Source organism: Serinicoccus sp. CNJ-927 (assembly GCF_001942435.1).
Taxonomy (GTDB): Bacteria; Actinomycetota; Actinomycetes; order Actinomycetales; family Dermatophilaceae; genus Ornithinicoccus; species Ornithinicoccus marinus.
Genome location: NZ_MKKF01000022.1, coordinates 264043 through 286435 on the forward strand (window position 1 = coordinate 264043; position 22393 = coordinate 286435).

The following is a 22393-nucleotide window of genomic DNA, read 5'->3' on the forward strand; positions in this document are numbered from 1 at the left end:
AGCCGAGGCTGGGCGGCATACCCTCACCAGGTGGAGCCGACGACCTGCCGCACCCTCGCCGCCCCGGTGGTGGCGCGTCTGGAGGACAGGCGCTCGGTCTTCGAGTGCTGGTTGCGCCGGGTGGAGGACGAGGCCGATGCCGGGGGCGTCGTCGACGAGGCCCGACGGACGCTCTGGGACGCCAGGCACCACTGCTCCGCCTTCGTGCTCGGCGTGGACGCCTCGGTGGTCCGGAGCAACGACGACGGCGAGCCCGCCGGCAGCGCGGGTATGCCGATGCTCGAGGCGCTCACGCACGCCGGTCTCACCGACGTCGTCGCCGTGGTCAGCCGCTGGTTCGGCGGGACGAAGCTGGGCACCGGCGGCCTCGCCCGGGCCTACGGGGGCGTGGTGCGCGAGGCGTTGGAGCAGGCGGTGCCGCTCACCCGGGTGCTCGTCGAGGAGGTCGACGTGCGCATCGGGCACGACCTGGCCGGCCGGTTGGAGCACGACCTGCGGGCGCGTGGGGTGAGCATCGGCGAGGCGCGGTATGCCCAGGAGGTCACGCTGCCGGTCCTGGTCCCGGTGCGGGACGCGCCCTCGCTGCCGGACCTGCTGGCCGAGCTCTCCGGCGGTCGGGCCGATCTCGTCGCCGCCAGCGCCCGTCGCCGCTGGGTCGACGCGCCCGACGACACCTGATCGACGGCGCCGACGAGCAGCACCGCGGCCCCACAGGCGCGAAACCTCCCTGCCCCTCGTGGTCGCGCCATGGCGGCAGCGTCGGTCTAGGGTGGTCGGGACCACGTCGTCGACACGCCCGGGGGTGCTCATGGAGCCCATGGATCCCGTCTACGGAGCGGGGACCCTGCTCACCATCGCGGCGGTCGCCGTGGCGGTCCTGCTCTTCCTCATCATCACGCTCCGGATGCACGCCTTCGTGGCGCTCATTACCGTCAGTCTCGTCACCGGCCTGGCGGCCGGCATCCCGTTCCGGGAGCTCGCGGGCGTCGCCACCAGCTTCTTCGGCTCGACTCTCGGCTCGGTGGCGCTGCTCGTCGGCCTCGGGGCGATGATCGGGCGGATCCTCGAGGTCACCGGCGGCGCGCAGGTGCTCGCCGACACGATGATCAACCGCTTCGGGGAGAAGCGCGCCCCGATGGCGCTGGGCGTCGCGGCGCTGCTCTTCGGCATACCGATCTTCTTCGACGCCGGCCTCATGGTCTTCCTGCCGATCATCTTCTCGGTCGCCCGCAAGTTCGGCGGGTCGGTGCTCCTGTATGCCCTCCCCGCCGCCGGTGCCTTCGCCGCCATGCACGCGATCGTGCCGCCGCACCCTGGTCCGGTCACGGCGGCGACCGAGCTGGGCGGGTCGATCGGGTTGAGCATGCTCATCGGCATCCCGGCCGCCTTCGTGGCGTGGTACGTCGGCGTCCACCTCGTGACCGTCGGCTACGCCGGGCGGGTCTACGTCCCCATCAACGACACGATCCTGCGTGGCACCGTCTCGGGGGAGCCCTCGGACCTCGACGACGGCGACGACGACGAGCGTGCGGAGCGGATCGCCTCGGGCGAGGAGAAGGTGGCGCCACCTTCCTTCGGCACCGTGATCGGGCTGCTGCTGCTGCCGTTCTTCCTCATCGCGCTCAACACGAGCATCGAGACGCTGCGGGCCGCGGGCACGCTGGGCGACAGCCCTATCCTGGACGCCCTCGTCTTCATCGGCCAGACACCGGTGGCCCTGCTCATCACGCTGCTGGTCTCGACCTACACCCTCGGTACGCGGGGCCGTTCGCTCGCCACGGTCGAGAGCCTGCTCAACGACGCCCTCGGGCCGATCTGCGCGATCATCCTCATCACCGGCGCCGGTGGCATGTTCGGCGGGGTGCTGCGCTACTCCGGGATCGGTGCCGCGCTCTCGGAGAGCCTGGCCGACCTCGGGCTGCCGCTCATCGTCTCGGCCTTCCTCATCGCCACCCTGCTGCGGGTGGCCCAGGGCTCGGCGACCGTGGCGCTGACGACGACCTCCGGGCTCATGGCGGCCGGTGTCGCGGCGGCGGACCTGTCCGACCTGAAGATCGCCTGCCTCGTGCTGGCGATCGCCGCGGGGGCCACCGTGCTCTCGCACGTCAACGACTCCGGTTTCTGGCTGGTCAGCCGGTTCTTCGGGATGGACGTCAAGACCACGCTGCGGACCTGGACGGTGCTGGAGACCACCCTCGGCGTCGCGATCTTCCTCATCGGTCTGCTCGTCTGGTTCGTGGTCCCGTGACGCCGCTGCCGGACCCGGCCGGCGAGCCCCTGCACCTGGTGGTCATGGGGGTCTCCGGCACGGGCAAGTCCACGATCGCGCAGGCCCTGGAGGCACGGCTGGGCTGGGAGTTCGCCGAGGGCGACGACTTCCACCCCGAGGCCAACGTCGCCAAGATGGCCAGCGGCCGACCGCTGGTCGACGAGGACCGCTGGCCCTGGCTGGAGGCGCTCGCCGCCTGGACCGCCGAGCGGGACGCCCGTGGCGAGCCGACGGTCCTCACCTGCTCGGCGCTGCGGGAGGCATACCGCGACATCCTGCGACGCGGTGGCGACGGCACGTGGTTCGTCCACCTCGTCGGTGACAAGGGCCTGCTGCTGGACCGGATGAGCTCGCGGGACCACTTCATGCCGCCCTCGCTGCTGGAGTCGCAGCTCGACACGCTGGAGCCGCTGGGTGCCGAGGAACGGGGCGCGGTCTACGACGTCGCCAACCCGCCGGAGCGGATCGCGCGGATGGTGCTCGCCCAGCTCGACCGGGACTGACCCCTCAGACCCCACCGAGCGTCGCGTGTGGTTGCCCCAGGCCCCACCGAGCGCCGCGTGTGGTCGGCCCCTCCCGCCCCTAGGCTGGCGGGTATGCCCGCTGCTCTCGACCAGCACCTTCCCCGCGACTGGTGGACCTCCGCCGTCGTCTACCAGATCTACCCCCGCAGCTTCGCCGACGGGGACGGCGACGGCATCGGGGACCTGCGAGGCGTCCTGGACCACCTCGACCACCTGGAGCACCTCGGCGTCGACGTTGTCTGGCTGAGCCCGGTCTACCGCAGCCCGCAGGACGACAACGGCTACGACATCAGCGACTACCACGACGTCGACCCGGTCTTCGGCTCGCTGGCGGACCTGGACGAGGTGGTCGCGGCGCTGCACGCCCGGGGGATCCGGCTGGTCATGGACCTCGTGGTCAACCACACCAGCGACGAGCACGCGTGGTTCGAGGAGAGCCGGTCCTCCCGGGGGTCCGACCGGCGCGACTGGTACTGGTGGCGCCCGCCGCGCGAGGGGCATACCGGAGGGGAGCCGGGCGCCGAGCCGACCGACTGGCGCTCGTTCTTCTCCGGCCCGGCGTGGACCTGGGACGCGGCGACGGGGGAGTACTACCTCCACCTGTTCAGCCGTAAGCAGCCCGACCTCAACTGGGAGAACCCGCAGGTCAGGCAGGCGGTCTACGCGATGATGCGGTGGTGGCTGGCCCGCGGGGTGGACGGCTTCCGGATGGACGTCATCAACCTCGTCTCGAAGCCCGCGACCCTCACCGACGGCGACGCCTCCCACGCGGTGGTGGACGGGCCGCGGATGCACGAGTTCCTCCACGAGATGCACCAGGAGGTCTTCGCCGAGCATCCCCGCGCCTTCCTCACCGTCGGTGAGATGCCTGGCGTCGACGTCGACGAGGCCCGCCGCTACACCGACCCGGAGCGGCAAGAGGTGGACATGGTCTTCCAGTTCGAGCACGTCGACCTCGGCATCGGGCCGGGCGGGAAGTTCGACCGGGTGCCGGTGACGATGCCGCAGCTGCGTGAGAGCCTCATGCGCTGGCAGACCGGGCTGGCCGAGCGCGGCTGGAACAGCCTCTACTGGGACAACCACGACCAACCCCGAGCCGTGTCCCGCTTCGGCGACGACGACCCGGTCTGGCGGGAGCGTTCGGCGAAGACGCTCGCGACCGTCCTGCACACGCTGCGCGGCACGCCCTACGTCTACCAGGGCGAGGAGCTGGGGATGACCAACCTCCCCTTCGCCGGTCCCGAGGAGCTGCGCGACATCGAGTCGCTCAACCACCTCGCCGAGCGGCAGGCGGGCGGCGCCTCCGTCGAGGAGCTGCTGCCGGGGGTGCGTGAGGTGGGTCGCGACAACGCCCGGACGCCGGTGCAGTGGACGGCCGGCCCCGGGGCAGGCTTCAGCGAGGGCGAGCCGTGGATCGGCGTGAACCCCAACCACACGGAGATCAACGCGCGGGCCCAGGTGGGGGTGGCCGGGTCGGTCCTCGAGCACTACCGCGCGCTCATCGCGCTGCGGCACGACGAGCCGGTCGTGGCGCGCGGCGGCGTCACGCCGCTGGCGATGGAGCATCCCGACCTGTGGGCCTTCGGCCGGGACTTCGGCGACGCCCGGCTGCTGACCCTGGCCTCCTTCACCCGGGAGCCGATCAGCCTGCCGGAGGACCTGCTCGACGGCTGGCGTGAGGCGGACGTGGCGATCTCGACCTCACCGGAGGCCGCCGCGGGTGTGCAGGACGGCGGCGTGCTGCTGGGCTGGGAGTCGGTCGTGCTGCTCAGACGAGGCTGAGCGCGTCGGCGCGGAAGCCGTGGGTGAAGGCGAGCTGCCAGGTGCGGTCGAGCATGTCCGCGTTGCCGTAGGGCGACCAGGAGTCGCGCTGCCCGTCCTCGCCCAGCCCGACCCGGACGCCGGCCTCGGCCAGCGCGACCAGCGGCAGCGTCTTCCGCCCGCCCGGCGCGACCGTCGCGGTGGCGACGTCGAGCTCGGCGAACCGCTCGACCAGGGCCGCGGTCCGGGGTCGCGGTCCAGCGAGCACGGGTCGATCCCGCCGACCACGTCGGCGCCGGCGCGCAGCGCCTCCTCGAGCACCTCCACCGAGCCCTGCTCGCGCAGCAGCCCGGCCTGCGCGAGGGCGATGACCTGCACCTCCGCGCGGCCGCGGTGCTGCTCACGCGCGGCGAGCACCGCCTCCAGCCGCTCCAGCCCGCAGTCCACGTCGATCTGGGCGAAGGAGCGCACCCGGGTGGTGCCGCGGGTCGCCCTCACGCCCGGGCGCTCCCGCGCCGCCCTCGCGCGGGCATACCTGCGCGATCGGCTCGCCCTCGATCAGGACATCGGCCGGTGCTCCGGCCCACGGGCGCGCGTCGGTGATCCACATGGGTCCAACCTCGGCAGCAGGCCCGCCGACGCGGGACGGGGCGCGACCGTGGTGGTCGCGCCCCGTCTCGGTGCTCGGCAGTCGGTGGTCAGCCCTGGTCGTCCCGCTTCCACGGCTGGCCCTGACCCTCGGGCCGCTCCCACGGCTCCGTCTCGTGGTCCGGCTGCGGCTGGGACTGCGCGTCGGGCTGGTCGGCACCGGCCTGCTGGCCGAGGTCGGGAGCGACCTGCTCCGGCTGCTGCAGCTCGCCCAGCTCGCCGGGCTGGTCGGCGGAGGGCTGACCGGTCGCGGCGCGCTTGGCCTTCTCCGCAGCCTCGGCGATCGCCTTGTCGGCCTCCTCGCGGGAGCGCGACGAGGTCGTGGTCTCCGCGTCGCGGGTGGCGCCCTGCGCCTCCTCGCGGGCCCGGCGCAGCGCCTCGCGCGGGTCCTCCAGGGTGGGGGCGTCCATGTCGTCCAGGCCCATGTCGCCGGCCTCGGAGCTGATCCCCTGCGAGGGGGCGTCCAGCGCCGCGGTGTCGCCGGGACGGGCGCCGCCCAGGGCGTTGCCGATCCCGGAGAGAGCGGCGGTGAGCTCGGTCGGCACGACCCACATCTGGTTGGAGTCGCCCTTGGCGATCTCGGGCAGCATCTGGAGGTACTGGTAGGCCAGCAGCTTGCTGTCCGGGTTGCCCTTGTGGATGGCGTCGAAGACCTGCAGGATCGCGCGGGCCTCACCCTGGGACTCCAGGATCGCGGACTGCGCGGTGCCCTCGGCCTGGAGGATCTGGGCCTGCTTCTCACCCTCGGCGGTGAGGATCTGGCTCTGCTTGACACCCTCGGCGTTGAGGATCGCGGCGCGCCGGTCACGCTCGGCGCGCATCTGCTTCTCCATCGAGTCCTGCACGCTGGCGGGCGGGTCGATCGCCTTGAGCTCGACCCGGTTGACGCGGATGCCCCAGCGGCCGGTCGCCTCGTCCAGCACGCCGCGCAGCTGGCCGTTGATCATGTCGCGGCTGGTCAGCGTCTGCTCGAGGTCGAGCGAGCCGATGACGTTGCGCAGCGTGGTGACGGTGAGCTGCTCGATGCCCTGGATGTAGTTGGCGATCTCGTAGGTCGCCGCCTTGGGGTCGGTGGGCTGGAAGTAGATGACCGTGTCGATCGAGACGACCAGGTTGTCGCTGGTGATCACCGGCTGCGGCGGGAAGCTCACGACCTGCTCGCGCAGGTCGACCACCGAGCGCGGCCGGTCGATGAAGGGCACGAGGAAGTGCAGCCCCGCGTCGAGGGTGCGGTCGTACTTGCCCAGGCGCTCGACGATGACGCTGGTCGCCTGCGGCACGATGCGGATCGCCCGGGCGATCGCGACCACGACGAACAGCGCCAGCAGCAGCACGACGGCCCAGACGATGAGGGTGATGGGATCCATCAGGTCTCCTTGGTGGGGTGAGCGAGAGGTATGCGGGGACGCGCCACGGCGTCACATGGTGGGCGGTTCGAGGTCGAAGGGCTTGTCCTCGGGGGTGGCCGCGGTGACGACAGCGGTGGCACCGTCGATGCGGACCACGGTGACGAGGTCACCGGTGGCGAAGGTCTGCCCCTCCAGCTCGGACCGGGCGGTCCAGTCCTCGCCGCGCAGCTTGACGAGCCCGTCGCGGTCGGAGACCGGCTCCAGGACGGTCGCGGTCTGCCCGATGTTGCCCTCGATGCCCATCTTGCCGCCCCTGCCCTCGAGGCGGAGGTACTTCAGCGCGACCGGGCGCAGCGCGAAGACGAACAGCCCGGAGGCGATGGCGAAGAGCAGCACCTGCCAGAGGAGACCGAGGCCGGTGCCCGCGACGATCGCCGCCACGAGCGCGCCCAGCGCAAGCATGAGGAAGAGCAGGTCCAGGGTCGTCATCTCGACGATCCCGAAGGCCAGGGCCGCACCGACCCACCACAGCCATTGCGCGTCTCGTAACCACTCCGGCATCGTGGGCTCCTTTCCCCTGTGGTGGTCCAGCCTACGGCGTGGACGCAGCAGCGGCGCGGCCGGTTCCCTGCCATGGCTCACGGCGGGCAGACTGAGGTGCGTGAGAGGCCGCTTGATCACCGTCGTCGTCGCCCCGCTGCTGGTCTCTGCGTGCGGCGGCAGCAGCGTCCCGCTGGCCTCCACCACCGATCCCGGAGGCACCGCCCCCTCCCCGGACGTCGTCGACTCGGCCACGGTCGATCCCGAGGCTCAGGCGGGAGCCATCACCACCTCGACCTCCGCGCCCGCGCCCGCGCCCCAGCCCGACCCTGGCCCGGAGGCGGCGGCGCTCGCGCTGGCGCCGGCGGACACGGCATACCTCACCGTGACGGACTGGGCGGCGATCAGGGACCGCCTGGGCGCCGCCGACCTGACCAGCGGAAGCCTCCAGACGGACACGATCACCTTCTGGCGCTCCGTCGGGTCCAGCACCGTGCTGCTCACCGACGGTGCGCTGCGCGCGGAGAACAGTCGGCTGCGGCTGCGGTATGCCGCCACCCAGGACGACGCGCTGTGGGAGGTGCGCTGGGTCGGCGACGAGGACGCCGACGGGCTCGTGCTGCGGCTGCGTGACGACCTGGATCTGGCGGGCCTGGACCGGGCGACCCGTGACGGGGTGCCCGGCGTGGCCGGCGCGACCGTGCTGCACGACGTGCACCTCCTGGTGCGGGGCGAGGCCACGGACGCGCCGCTCGCGAGCCGCGGCGAGATCGCCGCGCTGCTTGACGGGGAGGCGGAGAGCAGGCTCGTCGTGCCCGGCTGCCTGCCCTGGCCCGCCGCCCTCGGTGTCGACGCGACCGTCGAGGAGCAGGAGGTCGCCGTGGGTGGCACGAGGGTCGACGACCTGCGCTCGCCCCGGGCCTGGAGTCTGGCTTTCACCGGCCGCGAGGCGACCCTCGAGCTCGTCCACGAGGAGGGCGTCGGCCCCGAGGCGGCCCGCGCCGACGCGGCTGCCCGGGTGGCGCTCGCAGAGACCTGGCCCACGACCGAGAGCGTCGGGTGGTCCGACGCGCTGGGGCTGCCGCCCGGCCTGGAGGGCGAGCCCTTCACGGTGGAGGAGCAGGACGGCCTGGTCGTCACCTCGGTCGGCTACCGGGTGGTGAACCCCACCGCGGCGGCGACCGTGGCCCTCGCCGGGCTCGTGCCCGGCGCCGTCTGCGCGGAGGTCGACTGGTTGGCCGAGCCCACAGGGCTGTGAGGCTCCTGCTCGGGGTCGGCTGGCCGGCGTCGGTGGGGTTGGCGGGACAAGCCCCACGCGCCCCGTCGACCTGGGCAAGGGTATGCACCGCAGGCCAGGCTCCCCACCGGCCCTGGCGACCTGGGCAAGGGTATGCACCGAAAACACGGTCGAGAGTGCTGCATCTGGTGCACAGCCTTGCCCAGGTGGCCCTGGCGACCTGGGCAAGGGTATGCACCGAAGACACGGTCGAGAGTGCTGCATCTGGTGCACAGCCTTGCCCAGGTGGGGTGAGGTGGTGGGCCGGGGTGGGACGGGCAGGTTTCTCCCCCGGGCCGGGGTGGGGCGGTTGGCCGGCCCGGTTCCTACCAGAGGCCGGTGCCGACGAGGCGGGGAGCCTGCGGTGAGACCGGTTCCCGCACCGCCCGAGCCCCGGGCCGTCCCGCTGGCGGGCCGCTGCCCCTGGGCGGACGTCCGCTCGCTCGGGGACGCCCCGGGGCAGTCACCCGCCGGTCGGCCGGCCAGCGCGCGCCCGATGATCGCGAAGACCTGCTCGGTCTCGATGAGGAAGGCGTCGTGGCCGTACGGGCTGTCGATGACGGCGAGTTCCCGGCAGGCCGGCGCGGTCGCGACCACCTCTCCCTCGGCCGGGGTGAAGAGGCGGTCGCTGGACACGACGGCCACCGTCAGCTCGGCGGTGATCCGCCGCAGCGCGTCCGCCACGCCACCTCGGTCCCGCCCGACGTCATGGCTGTTCATGGCCTCGGTGAGGGTGAGGTAGGCGTTGGGGTCGAACCGGCGCACCAGCTTCCGGCCGTGGTGCTCCAGGTAGGACTGCACGGCATACCGGCCGCCGCGCAGCGGCTGCTCGCCCTCCTGGGCGTCGGCGCCGAAGCGCAGCGCCAGCTCGGTCGCCGAGCGGTAGGTCGTGTGCGCGATCTGCCGGGCGATCTCGAGCCCGGCGCGCGGGCCGGGGCCGGGGTAGTAGTCGCCGCCGTGGAAGGCCGGGTCGAGCCGGATCGCGTGCAGCTGCGGGACCGACCACGCGATCTGGTCCGCGCTCGCGGCAGCGCTCGCGGCGAGCACCACGCACCGCTTCACCCGACCGGGGAAGGTCGCCGCCCACTCCAGCGAGCGCATACCCCCGACCGAGCCACCGACGACCAGCGCGAAGGCGGGGATGCCCAGCCGGTCGGCCAGCAGCGCCTCGGCCCGCACCTGGTCCCGGACCGTCACCCGGGGGAAGGAGCTGCCGTAGGGGCGCCCGTCCGGCGCGGCCGAGGACGGGCCGGTCGTGCCGCCGCAGCCGCCGAGCGCGTTGGGTGCGACGACGAACCACTCGTCGGTGTCCAGGGGGGCGCCCGGCCCGATGAGCCCCGGCCACCAGCCGCAGGTCGGCTGGCCCGGGCCGCGGTCCCCGACGACGTGGCTGTCGCCGGTGAGCGCGTGCAGGACGAGGACCGCGTTGCTGCGGTCGGCGTTGAGCCGGCCCCACGTCTGGTAGGTGACGCGCACGTCCTCGAGGACCTCACCCGACTCCAGGGTCAGGTCGCCGACGGGTTGGGTGCGCCGCCGGGTGCGCGGGGCGGGAGGGGGCTGCGCCGGCTCCGGGCCGGGGAGGGCGGCCATCTCAGGCGGCCTCGGGGTCGCGGCGGGCGGCGGAGGCGGCGGCGAAGCCGCGCTCCAGGTCGGCCAGGATGTCCTCGATCCCCTCGATGCCCACCGAGAGCCGCACCAGTCCGGGCGTCACCCCGGCTGCTGCCTGCGCCTCCGGCGTGAGCTGGGAGTGCGTGGTGCTCGCGGGGTGGATGACCAGGGAGCGCACGTCGCCGATGTTGGCGACGTGGCTGTGCAGCTCCAGCGCGGAGACGAAGGCGCGCCCTGCGTCGGCGCCACCCTCGATCTCGAAGGCGAGGACGGCGCCGGCACCGCCCGGCAGGTATGCCTGGGCGCGGGCGTGCGAGGGGTGGTCGGGGAGCCCGGCGTAGGCGACCGAGGTCACCTGCTCCTGCCCGGTCAACCACTCCGCGACCCGCTGCGCGTTGGCGACGTGCCGCTCGATCCGCAGCGACAGCGTCTCCAGACCCTGGGCGATGAGAAAGGCGTTGAAGGGCGAGACCGCCGGGCCCAGGTCGCGCAGCAGCTGCACCCGGGCCTTGATGATGTAGGACACGTTGGCCCCGAGCACCCCGCCCTCGCCGAGCGCCTCGGCATACACCAGGCCGTGGTAGCTGGGGTCCGGCTCGGTGAAGCCGGGGAAGCGACCCGGCTCGGCGCCGTAGTCGAAGCGCCCGGCGTCGACGATGACCCCCGCGATCGACGTGCCGTGGCCACCGAGGAACTTGGTGGCGGAGTGGACCACGACATCGGCGCCGTGCTCGATCGGGCGGGACAGGAAGGGCGTGGCGACCGTGTTGTCCACGATGAGCGGGACGCCGACCTCGTGCGCGACGTCGGCGACGGCCCGGGTGTCCAGGACGTCGCTGCTGGGGTTGGCGATGGTCTCGCCGAAGAACGCCTTGGTCGTGGGGCGCGCGGCCGCCCGCCACTGCTCGGGGTCGGTCGGGTCCTCGACGAAGGTGACCTCGATGCCGAGCCGGGGCAGGGTGTGGGCGAAGAGGTTCTGCGTGCCGCCGTAGAGGCTGGGGGAGGAGACGACGTGGTCACCCGCCCCGGCGACGTTGAGGATCGCGAGGGTCACGGCGGAGGAGCCGGAGGCCAGGAGCAGCGCCCCGACGCCGCCCTCGAGGTCGGCGATGCGGTTCTCCACCGTCTCGGTGGTGGGGTTGGTGATGCGGGTGTAGATCGGGCCCAGCTCGGCCAGCGCGAACCGGTCCGCGGCCTGGTCCGCGTCGTCGAAGACGTAGGAGGTGGTCTGGTAGATCGGCAGCGCCCGCGCGCCGGTCTGGGAGTCGGGGGTCTGACCGGCATGGATCTGCCGGGTGCTGAAGTCGGTGTAGGTAGCCATCTGAGTCTCTTCTCGCTCGAGCGGGGTGCAGGGTGGGTGGTCACTCTGCTGAGCCCGCCTCAGCAGCGGGAGGGGATGGCACGGGACGACGGTCGCGTCGGCTGCGCATCGGCTGCGAGGGGTGGGCTCAGCAGCGACGCATTCGGCGGAAGCAGGTCGTCATGACACCAGTGAAGCAGGACGCGCTGGACGAAGTCAATGCGCTGCAGGTATGCCTGGAGCCGGACCTTCCGCAGTATCTGCGTCATCATCCCACGTCAACAAGGATTCTTTGCTTCGCTGGTCCTCGGGCAGGAGAAGGGGCGACTCGTTCCAGGCATACCGCGGAATCGCACGATGGTGCAGAGTGGGTCAGAGGTCGACCGTCCCCTTCGGCTCCAGCGTGGCCAGGTCCGCGACGTGCAGGGTGTCCCCGCCGAGCACCCACAGCCGGTCGTCGATGACGAGCGTGCGGCGCGCCCAGTCCCAGCCGGCCGCCGAGCTGCCGCCCAGCTGCAGCCGCGGACCCTGGTCGAGCGCGGTCCCGTCCAGGCTCGCGGAGATCACGCCCGTCCACTCGCTCTCCTCGGTCCAGGCGTCGGCGGGCAGGAAGAGCTGCCCGGTCTGCGGCCAGTAGCGGAAGGCCCGGTGGTCGTGCTCGGCCTGCGAGGAGTGGTCCTTCCAGGTCTGCTTGGCGACCTGGGTCGGCGCGGCCGGGTCGGAGATGTCGAAGAGCGAGACCTGTAGCCCGGTGGTCCGGCCCTGCTCGGTCGCGTCCTGCCCGACGCCGAGCAGGAGGTCCTCACCGACCGGGTGCAGGTATGCCGAGTAGCCGGGGATCTTGAGCTCACCGGTGACCTCGGGCGCGGTGGGGTCGGAGGTGTCGACGAGGTAGAGCGGGTCGGTCTCCCGGAAGGTCACGACGGCCGCGGTGTCGGCCGAGAGGTAGCGCACCGCGTAGATCCGCTCGGTCTCGCCGAGACCGTCGACGCGGCCCTGCTCGACGAGCCGGTCACCCTCCTCGGCGAGCACGACGAGCGAGCTCGACGACGGTGTGCTGCCCCGCGCGTCGGTCGTGGTCGCGACGCGGATGACGCCGTCGGCCTCGTCCAGGCTGAACTGGTTGAGCATGCGGCCCTCGACCGACCCCGACGCGACGTAGTCGGTGGAGCCGGGATCGGTCAGGTCGAAGGTGTGCAGCGCGGTGCCGGCCGTCCCGGCGTCGCGGGGGAGCACCGCGTCGGAGCCGTCCGCGAGCGCCCACGCCTCCCACGGGCTGGTGGCGACGACGAGGCGGTCGGCGGAGGCATACACCGTGGAGCCGGAGGCGACGACGCCGGTCGCCGAGCTGACGTCGAGCTGGGACTGCGCCAGGTCGAAGGTCAACACCGACATCGTCGACAGGCCGGAGAAGTCGGGCGGGCGGGCGATGTCCTCGCACGGCACGGCCCTGGTGGCGTCGGTGTCGTCGCCGCGGGTGCCCTGGATGGTCTGCAGGTGCGGCAGCCAGTCGTCGAGGGTCGAGGACTCGATGATCTCCCGGTTGCGCTCCTCCGCCTCGTCCTCTGCGGTGAGCGAGCTGTTGCGTGGTTGGGCCAGGGCCAGGCCCGGGGGAGGGGTGACCATGACCACCCGCGCGGTGCCGTCGTGCATCCGCGCCGAGCGGTAGTCACCCTCCAGCCGGATGGTGCCGCCCGCGGCGGGAGCGGTCGGGTCGGAGACGTCCACCAGCGTCACCACGGTGCGGACCGCCTCGAAGGCGGGGTAGGTGGACAGGCCGTCCATCGTCGGCAGCGGCGAGGAGCCGCCGCTCCACTCCCGGGTGAGCACCAGCACGCGGTCGTTCTCCCGGTCCAGCAGCAGCTCGGCCTCGGAGCCGGTGTCGCGGCCCGGGAGTCGGACCGAACCGACCTGCGCCGACGTGGCGACGTCGACGACCACCAGTCGCCCCGCGTGGGTGGTGACGACGATCTCGCCGTCGGTCTGCACCACATCTGGCTCCTCGACACCCTCCTCCTGGTTGTTGGTGCCGGAGAAGTCGGTGCCCTCCTGGACCGCGCCGGAGGCGGCGCTCTCCGCCGATCCCGCTGCCGAGTCCGCGGCGGCCATGTCGCCGGAGTCCTCCATCACCATGTCGTCGGCGCCGAACCAGCCTCCGCCGCCGAAGCCCCACGGACCCACCCGCTCCAGCGCGTGCTCCTGGAAGTAGTCGAGCAGCTCCTCGCACGAACCGAAGTCGGTGAGCTCGGCCGCGCCGGCGGCGGGCGGGGCGACGAGGTCGGCGGGGCTGCAGGCCGCCAGCGCGAGAGGCACGGCGAGCAGCGGGGCGATGAGGGCGGTGCGGCGGCCTGACGTCGGTGTCATGGCGGTCTCCAGGCGGGAGAGGGCGGGGCTCGGCGACGAGTCTCGCCGGGGGGTGGTGCTTCGGTCAGGGCTCTGACGCCGCGTCACCCTGCCCGGTTCCCCCGCCTCCCGACGACCGACCGCGCACCCTGCGAGCAGAGTGCGCGGTCGGTCGGTCGGGTGGGGTGAGGGTGGGCTCAGCCGCGCCCGTCCCCGTCCCGTCCGGCATGCCCGTCATGCCGGTCGTGCTCGTCGTGCCCGTCGTGGTCACGGGCGTAGTCCTCCAGGTGGCCCTCGGCGTGCGCGGCCACGAGCTCGGAGCGGCCGGGGTAGCGGACGTCCTCCACCACCTGCTGCATCAGCTCGCTGGGCTCTTCGGTGAACTGCGAGACGACGATGATCGTGATGAGGTTGAGGATCATCCCGATCGTGCCGATGCCGGTCGCGGGGATGCCCCAGATCGGCTCGTTGCCGAAGAACGTCGGCAGCGTCCACAGCTGGTAGAGCAGCGTCACGCCGAGCCCGACCGCCATACCGGTCGCGGCTGCCGTGGCCGTCGCCTTCTTCCAGAAGATCCCGAGGAAGAGGATCGGGAAGAAGGAGGCGGCGGCCAGCCCGAAGGCCAGCGCCACGACCTCGGCCACGAACCCGGGCGGGTTGATGCCGAGGTAGCCGGCGACGAGGATGGCTGCGGCCATCGCGATGCGACCGACCCGCAGCTGCTGGGCGTCCGTCGCCCGCGGGTTGACCTTCTTCCAGTAGATGTCGTTGGCCACCGAGCTGGAGATGACCAGGAGCAGGCCGGAGGCGGTCGACAGCGCCGCCGCCAGACCACCCGCGGCGACCAGCCCGACGATCGGGGCCGGCAGGCCCGCGATCTCCGGCGCCGCGAGGACGACGATGTCGTTGTTGATCGCCAGCTCGGTGCCCTCGCCGATCGCCCCGGCGACGTCGATGACGCCGTTGCCGTTGAGGTCCTCGGTGGTGATGAGGCCGACGTCGCGCCAGGTGTTGAACCACTCCGGGGTGTCCTCGATCCCGGACCCCGGGATCTGGGTCAGCACGTTGAACTTGCTGAACGCGCCGACGGCGGGGGCGATGGTGTAAAGCAGCGAGATGAAGAACAGTGCCCACAGCGCCGAGTAGCGCGCCGCGCGCACCGACTTGGCGGTGTAGAAGCGGACGATGACGTGCGGCAGCCCCGCCGTCCCGAACATCAGGGCGGCGGTGATGAGGACCATGTTGACCATGGAGGTCTGGGTGAAGGCCTCGGTGTAGGCCGCCAGCCCCAACTCCTGCTGCAGCTGGTCCAGCTCCCCGAGGATCTGGCCGAAGCCGATCTGCGGGAAAGGGTTGCCGGAGAGCTGCAGCGAGATCGCCACGGCCGGGATGATGTAGGCGATGATCAGCACGGAGTACTGCGCCACCTGGGTCCAGGTGATGCCCTTCATGCCGCCGAGCACGGCATACAGGAAGACGATCGTCATGCCGATGACGACGCCCCACGTCCGGTCGACGCCGAGGAACCGCTGGAAGACGACGCCGACCCCGGCCATCTGCCCGGCGACGTAGACGAAGGACACGACGAGCGCGCAGACGACCGAGACCAGCCGGGCGCTCTCGTTGTAGCGGTCGCCGACGAAGTCGGGCACGGTGTACTTCCCGAACTTGCGCAGGTAGGGCGCGAGGAGCAGCGCCAGCAGCACGTAGCCGCCGGTCCACCCCATGAGGAAGACCGAGCCGGCGTAGCCGTTCTGGCTGAAGGCGACGAGGCCGGCCATCGAGATGAACGAGGCGGCGCTCATCCAGTCCGCCGCGACCGCGGCGCCGTTCGCGGGCGCCGGGATGCCGCCGCCGGCGACGTAGAAGCCCGCGGTGTCCGAGACCCGGCTGCGGTAGGCGATCCAGATGTAGAACCCGAAGGTGAGGATGACGAAGACGAGCGTCCAGGCCTGGATGGTGCTCACTGGTGGTGCACCTCCTGCTCGTACTCGGTGATGCCGAACTCCGCGTCCAGCTTGTCCATCCGCCACACGTAGAACGCGATGAGCAGGACGAAGACGATGATCGAGCCCTGCTGGGCGAACCAGAAGCCCAGCGGTATGCCGAAGATCGAGACGGTGTTGAGGGCGTCGACGAAGAGGATCCCGGCGCCGAAGGACACCAGGGCCCAGATCACCAGCAGGACCGACATCAGGCGGACGTTGCGCCGCCAGTACTCACGCCGTTGGTCGACGTCAAGCATGGAGCCTCCTTGCTCTGCGGGACGTGTGGTCGGGGGACCACGCAACCGAAGCCCGGACGCCGCGGCAAGCACAGCGGTGGCGTGGTGCGCCGAACGGTGGACAGGGTGCGCCGAGCGGCACCGGGAGGAGGCCGGTGGTGGCATACAGTGCCCGCATGCGGTCGCGACGTGCCCCCGGTCAGGGCCGGCTCCTGCTCGCCGCCGGGATGATGGCGCTGGGCGGCTTCCTCCCCTGGGTCTACACCCACCTGGGGACGGTGAGCGGCGCGGTCGGCGCGGGGCTGTGGGTCTTCTACGCCGGGCTCCTCGCGCTCGCGGGAGGGCTGCTGCCCGCCGCCCGGCTGCGGACGCTGGTGATCGGCCAGGCGCTGCTGTGCGGGGCGGTGGGGGTCGGACTGCCGGTGTGGCAGGTGGTCTCGTTGCTGAGCCGGGTGGGGCTCCAGGGGTGGATGCCGGGGCCGGGCCTGGTGCTGAGCGCCTTCGGCGGGGTGCTGTGCCTCCTCGCGGCGCGTCAGCTGATGTCGGTCGTGCCGGCCGAGCCGGCGACCGCGGACTGACGTGGCCGATCTCGGACGGCTCCGCGAGCGGGTGCTCGATCTGGAGCACGAGCGCTCGCGGTGGCGCCGGCTGCGGCTCTCGCGCGAGCTGCTGCAGCCGCGCATCGACCGCGACCGCACGCTGCTCGCCGAGCGCGAGCGGGCGTATGCCGCCGAGCAGGCGGACGTCGACCGGCTGCACGGCATCGGCGTGGCGCGGCTGCGGGCGATGCTCGACGGGACGCTGGACGAGCGTCGGGTCGAGGAGCTCGCCCAGGCTCAGGAGGCGGCGGCCCGGGTGGAGGAGATCCAGGCGAGGCTGGCCACGCTGGCACTCGAGGCGGACCGGCTCGACGGTGAGATCGCCCTGCTCGGGGACCCCGAGACGGCCTACCAGGAGGCGCTCAGCGACCTCGTCCTCGCGGCGCGGGCACGCGGTCACCTCGGCGGACGGTCCACGCGCGGGACTGCCGAGGAGGTCGTGGACCCCGAGGAGGTCCTCGGCTGGGCCGAGCGGAGGCAGCGGCAGATCAGCCAGCGGGCCGAGGTCGACGTGGTGCTCCCCGTCGCCCGGCAGCTGGTGGCCGAGCTGAAGCGGGTGCACCGGCGCATCCCGGTCGTGGCGGCCGGGATCGAGGCGTCGGTCTCGATGGCCGACCCGCACGGCGGTGTCTACTGGTTCGACGGGCTGCGCGCGGTGCGGCGCCAGGTCGCCGCCGCCGACGAGGTCGTCGGGCACCTGCGCGACGACCTCGCGGCCTCGGACCTGCCGGAGATCGCGGTGCCGGACCTGGCGGACTTCCCGGCCGGCGACGGGCGGTTCTTCGACCCGCTGAGCGCCGAGGACCTCACCGCCCGGGTCGACGAGGCGGTCGCCTGGGCCGCGGACCGCCTGGCCGCTGCGCAGGCCCTGGTCGAGGAGCTCGTCGACCTGCGCACGCGGCTCGCGGACGCCTGACCGCGCCCGCGCACGACGGCGCCGGTCGGACACGAGGTCCGACCGGCGCGGGCCACCCGGAGGGTGACGAGGAGTCCCTGCCTCGTCAGCCGGTGGCCTCCTCGCGCCGGGCGGAGAGCCGGCCCCAGGCCCAGTAGCCCGCGGCGGCTAGGACGGCGACACCGAGGAGCTCGGGCAGGATCGCCGCGAGGAAGGACAGGCCGCCGCCGAGCACGCCGAGCATGGCGAACCCGCCGAGGGCCAGGACGATCAGCGAGCGGCCGCGGCCGTGGCGCAGGCCCTGCTCGACGTGGGTGCTGCCGGTGCGGTCCGGCAGCACGGTCCAGGCGATGAGGTAGATCCCGATCCCCACGCCGCCGAGCAGCGCCACGAGCACGGCGGCGGCGCGGACGGCGACCGGGGCGACCCCGAGCCGGTCGGCGACGGTGGCGCAGACGCCGCCGAGGACGGCCTGGTCGGTGCGGCGGGCGGGGAGGCGGCGCAGGGCGGCATACATGCCGTCCAGGGAGCCGGAGCGCTCCTGCTGCGCGGCGGGCTGCGGCAGGATCGGGGGGAGGTCGGAGGTGGGTGCGGAGCTGGGGTTCTCGTTCATGACATCAAGGTTGCCGCGCGGCGCCGGTCCGGTGGAGCCGGTGGACCACCGGACCTGGTCGGGGGTTATCCCCCCTCGGAGCGCGAGCAGATCGCGGGTCGCCCGGCGATTCTCACCGGCATTCCATCACCGACGCCTACCGTGGGGCGCATGCCTGTCGCGCGACGCAGCCGCACCCCGCGTGCGGTGCTGATCCTCGCGCACGCACGGGACCGGGGGGCCGTGACGGCGGCCCGGGCGCTGCGTCGGGCGGGGTGGCGCGTCGGGCTCGGCTCGAGCCGGGCCGACGGCGGGCTGGCGGGCGCCTCCGACGCGGTCCACGCCCTTCACCCGGTGCCCCGTCCGAGCGGCGAGCAGGGCGCCTTCCTCCGGGGTCTGGGGGCGGCTCTGGCCGAGGGCCGCTACGACGTGGTGGTCGGCTCGGGAGACGACTGGATGACAGCCCTCGCACACCACCGCGAGCGACTGACCGCGACGGTCGCGCACCCTGCCGCCGCGGTGGTCGCCGCCGGCATGGACAAGCTCACCCTCCACCGGATGGCGCAGGACGCCGGGCTGGCGACCCCGGCGACCCGCACGCTGGCACCCGAGCCCTGGCAGGAGGTCGCGCTGCCGGTGGTGGTCAAGAACCGCCGCCACTGGACGCCCCACCACGACCGGCGGCACCGGATCGAGACAGCGGTGTGCCGCACGTCGGCCGAGCTTGAGCGGCACCTGCTGGCCTTCGCCTCGGAGCACGACGAGCCGGTCCTGCAGGAGCCCGTGGACGGCGTCCTGTCGGCCCTCATCGGGGTCGTGCACGAGGGCAGGCTGACGGGTCGGGTCCAGCAGGTCTCCCCGTGCGTCTTCCCGACCCCCTCGGGCGCCTCGGCCCGGGCCCGCACCGTGCCGGTCGACCCGGTGCTCGCCGAGCGCTGCGAGCTGCTGCTCGGCCGGCTGGGGTGGAGCGGCCTGGTGGAGCTGCAGTTCCTGGTGGGGCGAGACGGCGTCCACCGGCTCATCGACCTCAACGGGCGCTTCTTCGGGTCGCTCGCCCTGGCTGAGGCCGCGCGGCCCGGGCTGGTGGACGCGGGTCTGCGCGCGGGCGCGGTATGCCCGTGCCCGAGCTCGCGGCCGGGCGACCCGGGATGCGTTACCAGTGGTTGCCGGGCGATCTGCGACGGGCTGTCCAAGAGCGTCGGGGCGGGGTCGTCGCGGACGTCCTCGGCAGCCTGCGGTGGGGTCTGGGTGCGCGCCACAGCGTCGCCGACCCACGCGACCCCGGGCCGGTGCTGCGGCTCCTCGCCGGCCGGTTGCTGGCGGAGCCGACGGAGGTGGTCACCGCGCCGTCAGCGGCGCACGAGCCGTCGCACGACCTCCAGCGCCACGAAGCGCTCCGGCGCCCGCAGGACCGCCAGGGCGAGCTGGTAGCCGAGGGCGGCGGTCACCAGGACCAGCAGGGCCGTGGCCCAGACAGGTTCGGGGTCTATGGCGCCGACGGCGAGACGGGCCAGCAGCGTCGCGGCCAGCAGCGCGAGAGCGGCGCGGCCTAGCAGCAGCGCACTGGCGCGGACCGGCACGAGGTGGTGCCGGGAGGCCGCCCACCACCCGGTGAGGGTGGCCGCCACGAGCAGCGAGGCCGAGGTGGCGATGACGATGCCGGCGACCCCGAGGACGGGGGCGAGCACGAGGTCGCCCACCACGTTGACGACCATCACGACCGCCCCGATCGCGACGGGGCCGCGGGTGTCACCCACGGTGTAGCAGGCGCTGACGAGCACCTGCCGGCACGCGAGGGCCAGCAGTCCCGGCACGAACCACAGCACGGCCACGGCGGTCAGCCGCACCGCGTCGGCGTCGAACGCGCCGCGGCCGAAGGCGAGGGCCACCACCGGGACGGGCGCGACGAGCAGCACGACCGCGACCGGCCCGAGCAGGGTGAGCGACACGGCCAGCCCGCGGTGCACCAGCCAGCGCAGCCGGGCGCGACCGTCGTCCTGCGCGGCGGCCGCCGCCATCGCGGGGTAGAGCGGTGCCACCAGCGCGGCCACGACGAGCATCTCCGGCAGGTTGACCAGCCGCCAGCCGAGGAAGACCGCCGAGACGGCGCCCTCGCCCACCGTGGAGGCCACCGCCCGGTCGACGAGGGTGTTGACGTTGAGCATCGCCTGACCGAGCACGAGCGGCGGCAGCAGCGCCGTGATCTCGCGCACGCCGGGGGAGTCGCCGCGCAGCCGGGGCCGGACCGGCCAGTGGTGCCGGACGAGGGGCACGAGCTGCAGCGCGAGCCGGGCCAGGGAGCCGACGAGGAAGCCCACCGCGAGCGCGACGACCCCGATGCGGGGGCCGAGCAGCCCCGCGCAGCCGATCATCACCAGGTTGAAGGGCACGCCCTGCAGCGCGCCCCACCGGAAGACGCCGTGCGCCTGCGCCTGCGCCACCAGCAGGTCGGTGGCCGCGACGACGACCGTGGTGACCAGGACGATCCGGGTCAGCGGCACCAGCAGGTCCGCCGCCTCGCCGGTCAGGCCGGGCGCCAGCAGGCGCGACACCGGCGCCGCGGTGATCCCGAGGGCCACGCTCAGGGCCCCGATGCCGACCAGCGCGCGGGTCAGGACGACGTCGAAGGTGCGGTGGCCGCGGCATACCTCCTCGCCGTCGGCCTCCCGGGCCAGCACCGGCGTGCTGGCGCGGGTCAGCGAGGTGCCGAGCAGCCCCAGCACAATGTTGGCCAGGCCGAGCGCGACGAAGTAGGCGTCGAGCTGCGGACCGGCGCCGTAGACCGCGGCGATGACCGCGTCCCGGACGAAGCCGAGCAGCGTGGAGACGCCGGTCAGGCCGGAGACGAGCAGCGCGGCACGGCCGATGCTCGGTCGGGTCACCACCCGGCCGCCCCGCGCCGTCGGCTCAGAGGTTGATCATGTGCCCCGCGATGCCGTGCACGGCCTCCTTGACCGCCTCGCCCAGCGTCGGATGGGCGAAGACGACGCGCGACATCTCGTCGGCGGTGAGGTCCCAGGTCTGCGCCAGGTTGAGCACCGGCAGCAGCTCGGTGACGTCCGGGCCGATCATGTGGGCGCCGAGGATCTCGTTGAACTTCGCGTCCGCGACCACCTTGACGAAGCCGACGCTCTCGCCCTGGCCCATCGCCTTGCCGTTGGCCGAGAAGGGGAACTGCGCGGTCTTGACGTCGTGCCCGGCGTCCTTGGCCGCCTGCTCGGTCATCCCCATGGAGGCGATCTGCGGGTGGCAGTAGGTCGCGCGCGGGATGAAGGTGTAGTCCAGCGGCATCGTCTCGGCGCCGGCCAGCGTCTCGGCGGCGATGATGCCCTGGGACTCGGCGGTGTGCGCGAGCATGAGCTTCGCGGTGACGTCACCGATGGCATACACGTTGTCGACGTTGGTGCGCAGGTAGTCGTCGACCGCGATGGCGCCGCGGTCGGTGAGCTCCACGCCGGTCGTCTCGAGGCCGAAGCCCTCGACCCGCGGGGCGAAGCCGATCGCGGAGAGCAGCTTGTCGGCCTCCAGCGTCTGCGAGTCGCCGCCGTCGGCGGGCGTCACGGTGACCTTGACCCCGTCGCCGGTGTCCTCGACGTTCTCGACCTTGGTGCCGGTCATGATCTTCACGCCGAGCTTCTTGTATTCCTTGGCCAGGGCCTTGGAGATCTCCGGCTCCTCGAGCGGGACGATCCGGTCGAGGAACTCGACGATGGTCACGTCGACGCCGTAGTTGGCCATGACGTAGGCGAACTCGACACCGATCGCGCCGGAACCGGCGATGACGATCGAGCCGGGCAGCTCCTCGTCGAGGATCTGCTCCTCGTAGGTCACGACGTTCTTGCTCACCTCGACGCCCGGCAGCATCTTGGTCACCGAGCCGGTGGCCAGGATGAGGTGGTCGAAGGTCAGCTGCGTGGAGTTGCCGTCCTCGCCCTCGACGTCCATCGAGGTCGCCGAGGTCAGCGTGCCCCACCCGTCCACCTCGGTGATCTTGTTCTTCTTCATGAGGAAGTGGACGCCCTTGACGATGCCCGCGCTGACCTTGCGGCTGCGCTGGTGGGCCGGGGCGTAGGACATGGTCGCCTCGCCCTCGATGCCGTAGAGGTCCTTCTCGTGGTGGAGCGTGTGCGCCAGCGCGGCGTTCTTCAGCAGCGCCTTGCTCGGGATACACCCCACGTTGAGGCAGACCCCGCCCCAGTACTGCTTCTCGACGACGGCCACCTTCTTGCCCAGCTGGGACGCGCGGATCGCCGCGACATACCCGCCGGGGCCGGCGCCCAGGACAACAACGTCATAGTGATCGGCCATGGGCTCACACTAATGCCACACCCGGGGGCTCCGCCCCCGGGTTCCCCACGCCCGGGGGGTCTACTCCCTCAAGCAGCCGCTCGGCGTGGTCGCGGTCATCTCACCGTTCAACTTCCCGGCGATGGTGCCGCTGTGGTTCTTCCCGGTCGCGATCGCC

The 22393-nt window shown here is 72.8% G+C and carries 17 protein-coding genes and 3 pseudogenes; 9 read left to right on the plus strand and 11 right to left on the minus strand.

Going from position 1 to position 22393, the window contains the following annotated elements:
• Positions 1-30 precede the first annotated feature (30 nt).
• The 4 genes from BJF86_RS08765 to BJF86_RS08780 all read left to right on the plus strand — a co-directional run bounded on the left by BJF86_RS08765 (position 31) and on the right by BJF86_RS08780 (position 4575).
• Positions 31-678 (plus strand): IMPACT family protein, encoded by a 648-nt coding sequence (locus BJF86_RS08765; protein ID WP_075818249.1) that lies wholly within the window; start codon positions 31-33, stop codon positions 676-678.
• Between the two features lie 130 nt (positions 679-808).
• A complete protein-coding gene (locus tag BJF86_RS08770) occupies positions 809-2248 on the plus strand; it encodes a GntP family permease (RefSeq protein ID WP_075818325.1) in 1440 nt (479 codons plus the stop codon).
• The gene (locus BJF86_RS08775; protein WP_075810953.1) at positions 2245-2772 is read left to right on the plus strand and encodes a gluconokinase; all 528 of its coding nucleotides are present in this window, start codon (positions 2245-2247) and stop codon (positions 2770-2772) included. Before BJF86_RS08770 ends, BJF86_RS08775 begins: the two co-directional genes overlap by 4 nt.
• Before the next feature lie 93 nt (positions 2773-2865).
• Positions 2866-4575, plus strand: coding sequence for a glycoside hydrolase family 13 protein (locus BJF86_RS08780; protein ID WP_075818251.1), 1710 nt, complete (start codon positions 2866-2868; stop codon positions 4573-4575).
• Here the strand turns inward: BJF86_RS08780 and BJF86_RS16970 are convergent.
• From BJF86_RS16970 to BJF86_RS08795, 3 genes and pseudogenes are all read right to left on the minus strand, one after another.
• Positions 4574-5055 (minus strand): annotated as a pseudogene (locus BJF86_RS16970) (N-isopropylammelide isopropylaminohydrolase); the annotation flags it as partial. The gene BJF86_RS08780 and the pseudogene BJF86_RS16970 sit on opposite strands and share 2 nt — an antisense overlap.
• Positions 5056-5252: 197 nt before the next feature.
• Positions 5253-6569 carry an SPFH domain-containing protein gene (locus BJF86_RS08790; RefSeq protein ID WP_075818255.1) on the minus strand — a complete coding sequence of 439 codons (1317 nt, stop codon included), beginning with the start codon at positions 6567-6569 and terminating at the stop codon, positions 5253-5255.
• A gap of 51 nt (positions 6570-6620) precedes the next feature.
• On the minus strand, positions 6621-7112 hold the full coding sequence (locus BJF86_RS08795; protein ID WP_075818257.1) for an NfeD family protein: 492 nt from the start codon (positions 7110-7112) through the stop codon (positions 6621-6623).
• Positions 7113-7212: 100 nt separating this feature from the next.
• Here BJF86_RS08795 and BJF86_RS18840 point away from each other — a divergent pair, with 100 nt between their 5' ends.
• Positions 7213-8349, plus strand: coding sequence for a hypothetical protein (locus tag BJF86_RS18840; RefSeq protein WP_187345606.1), 1137 nt, complete (start codon positions 7213-7215; stop codon positions 8347-8349).
• Between the two features lie 558 nt (positions 8350-8907).
• Here BJF86_RS18840 and metX read toward each other — a convergent pair.
• The 5 genes and pseudogenes from metX to BJF86_RS08825 form a co-directional block, all read right to left on the minus strand.
• Positions 8908-9957, minus strand: a pseudogene (gene metX / locus BJF86_RS18845) (homoserine O-acetyltransferase MetX); the annotation flags it as partial.
• A gap of 1 nt (position 9958) precedes the next feature.
• Entirely contained in the window at positions 9959-11296 is a 1338-nt protein-coding gene (locus BJF86_RS08805; protein ID WP_075818260.1) for a bifunctional o-acetylhomoserine/o-acetylserine sulfhydrylase, read from the minus strand.
• Between the two features lie 351 nt (positions 11297-11647).
• Entirely contained in the window at positions 11648-13639 is a 1992-nt protein-coding gene (locus BJF86_RS08815; protein WP_075818264.1) for a beta-propeller domain-containing protein, read from the minus strand.
• A gap of 176 nt (positions 13640-13815) precedes the next feature.
• The gene (locus tag BJF86_RS08820; protein WP_075818266.1) at positions 13816-15585 is read right to left on the minus strand and encodes a sodium:solute symporter family protein; all 1770 of its coding nucleotides are present in this window, start codon (positions 15583-15585) and stop codon (positions 13816-13818) included.
• On the minus strand, positions 15582-15863 hold the full coding sequence (locus BJF86_RS08825; RefSeq protein ID WP_022925902.1) for a DUF4212 domain-containing protein: 282 nt from the start codon (positions 15861-15863) through the stop codon (positions 15582-15584). Before BJF86_RS08825 ends, BJF86_RS08820 begins: the two co-directional genes overlap by 4 nt.
• 155 nt (positions 15864-16018) lie before the next feature.
• Here BJF86_RS08825 and BJF86_RS08830 point away from each other — a divergent pair, with 155 nt between their 5' ends.
• Positions 16019-16420: a hypothetical protein gene (locus BJF86_RS08830; protein ID WP_075818268.1), complete on the plus strand. Its 402-nt coding sequence runs from the start codon at positions 16019-16021 to the stop codon at positions 16418-16420.
• A 1-nt stretch (position 16421) separates the two neighbouring features.
• Positions 16422-17357, plus strand: a complete 936-nt coding sequence (locus BJF86_RS08835; protein ID WP_075818270.1) for a hypothetical protein — start codon at positions 16422-16424, stop codon at positions 17355-17357.
• Between the two features lie 85 nt (positions 17358-17442).
• On the opposite strand, the gene BJF86_RS08840 is transcribed toward BJF86_RS08835, so the two are convergent.
• The gene (locus tag BJF86_RS08840) at positions 17443-17949 is read right to left on the minus strand and encodes a PspC domain-containing protein (RefSeq protein ID WP_075810967.1); all 507 of its coding nucleotides are present in this window, start codon (positions 17947-17949) and stop codon (positions 17443-17445) included.
• A 150-nt stretch (positions 17950-18099) separates the two neighbouring features.
• On the opposite strand from BJF86_RS08840, the gene BJF86_RS08845 reads away from it, so the two are divergent.
• Positions 18100-19359 carry a hypothetical protein gene (locus BJF86_RS08845; RefSeq protein WP_075818272.1) on the plus strand — a complete coding sequence of 420 codons (1260 nt, stop codon included), beginning with the start codon at positions 18100-18102 and terminating at the stop codon, positions 19357-19359.
• On the opposite strand, the gene murJ is transcribed toward BJF86_RS08845, so the two are convergent.
• Together murJ and lpdA are read right to left on the minus strand one after the other, a co-directional pair.
• Complete coding sequence (gene murJ, locus BJF86_RS08850; RefSeq protein ID WP_237768145.1) at positions 19278-20810, minus strand: murein biosynthesis integral membrane protein MurJ; 1533 nt, start codon at positions 20808-20810, stop codon at positions 19278-19280. The two genes, BJF86_RS08845 and murJ, sit on opposite strands and share 82 nt — an antisense overlap.
• 25 nt (positions 20811-20835) lie before the next feature.
• A complete protein-coding gene (lpdA, locus tag BJF86_RS08855) occupies positions 20836-22236 on the minus strand; it encodes a dihydrolipoyl dehydrogenase (protein WP_075818276.1) in 1401 nt (466 codons plus the stop codon).
• A 58-nt stretch (positions 22237-22294) separates the two neighbouring features.
• On the opposite strand from lpdA, the pseudogene BJF86_RS17540 reads away from it, so the two are divergent.
• Positions 22295-22393, plus strand: a pseudogene (locus tag BJF86_RS17540) (aldehyde dehydrogenase family protein); the annotation flags it as partial.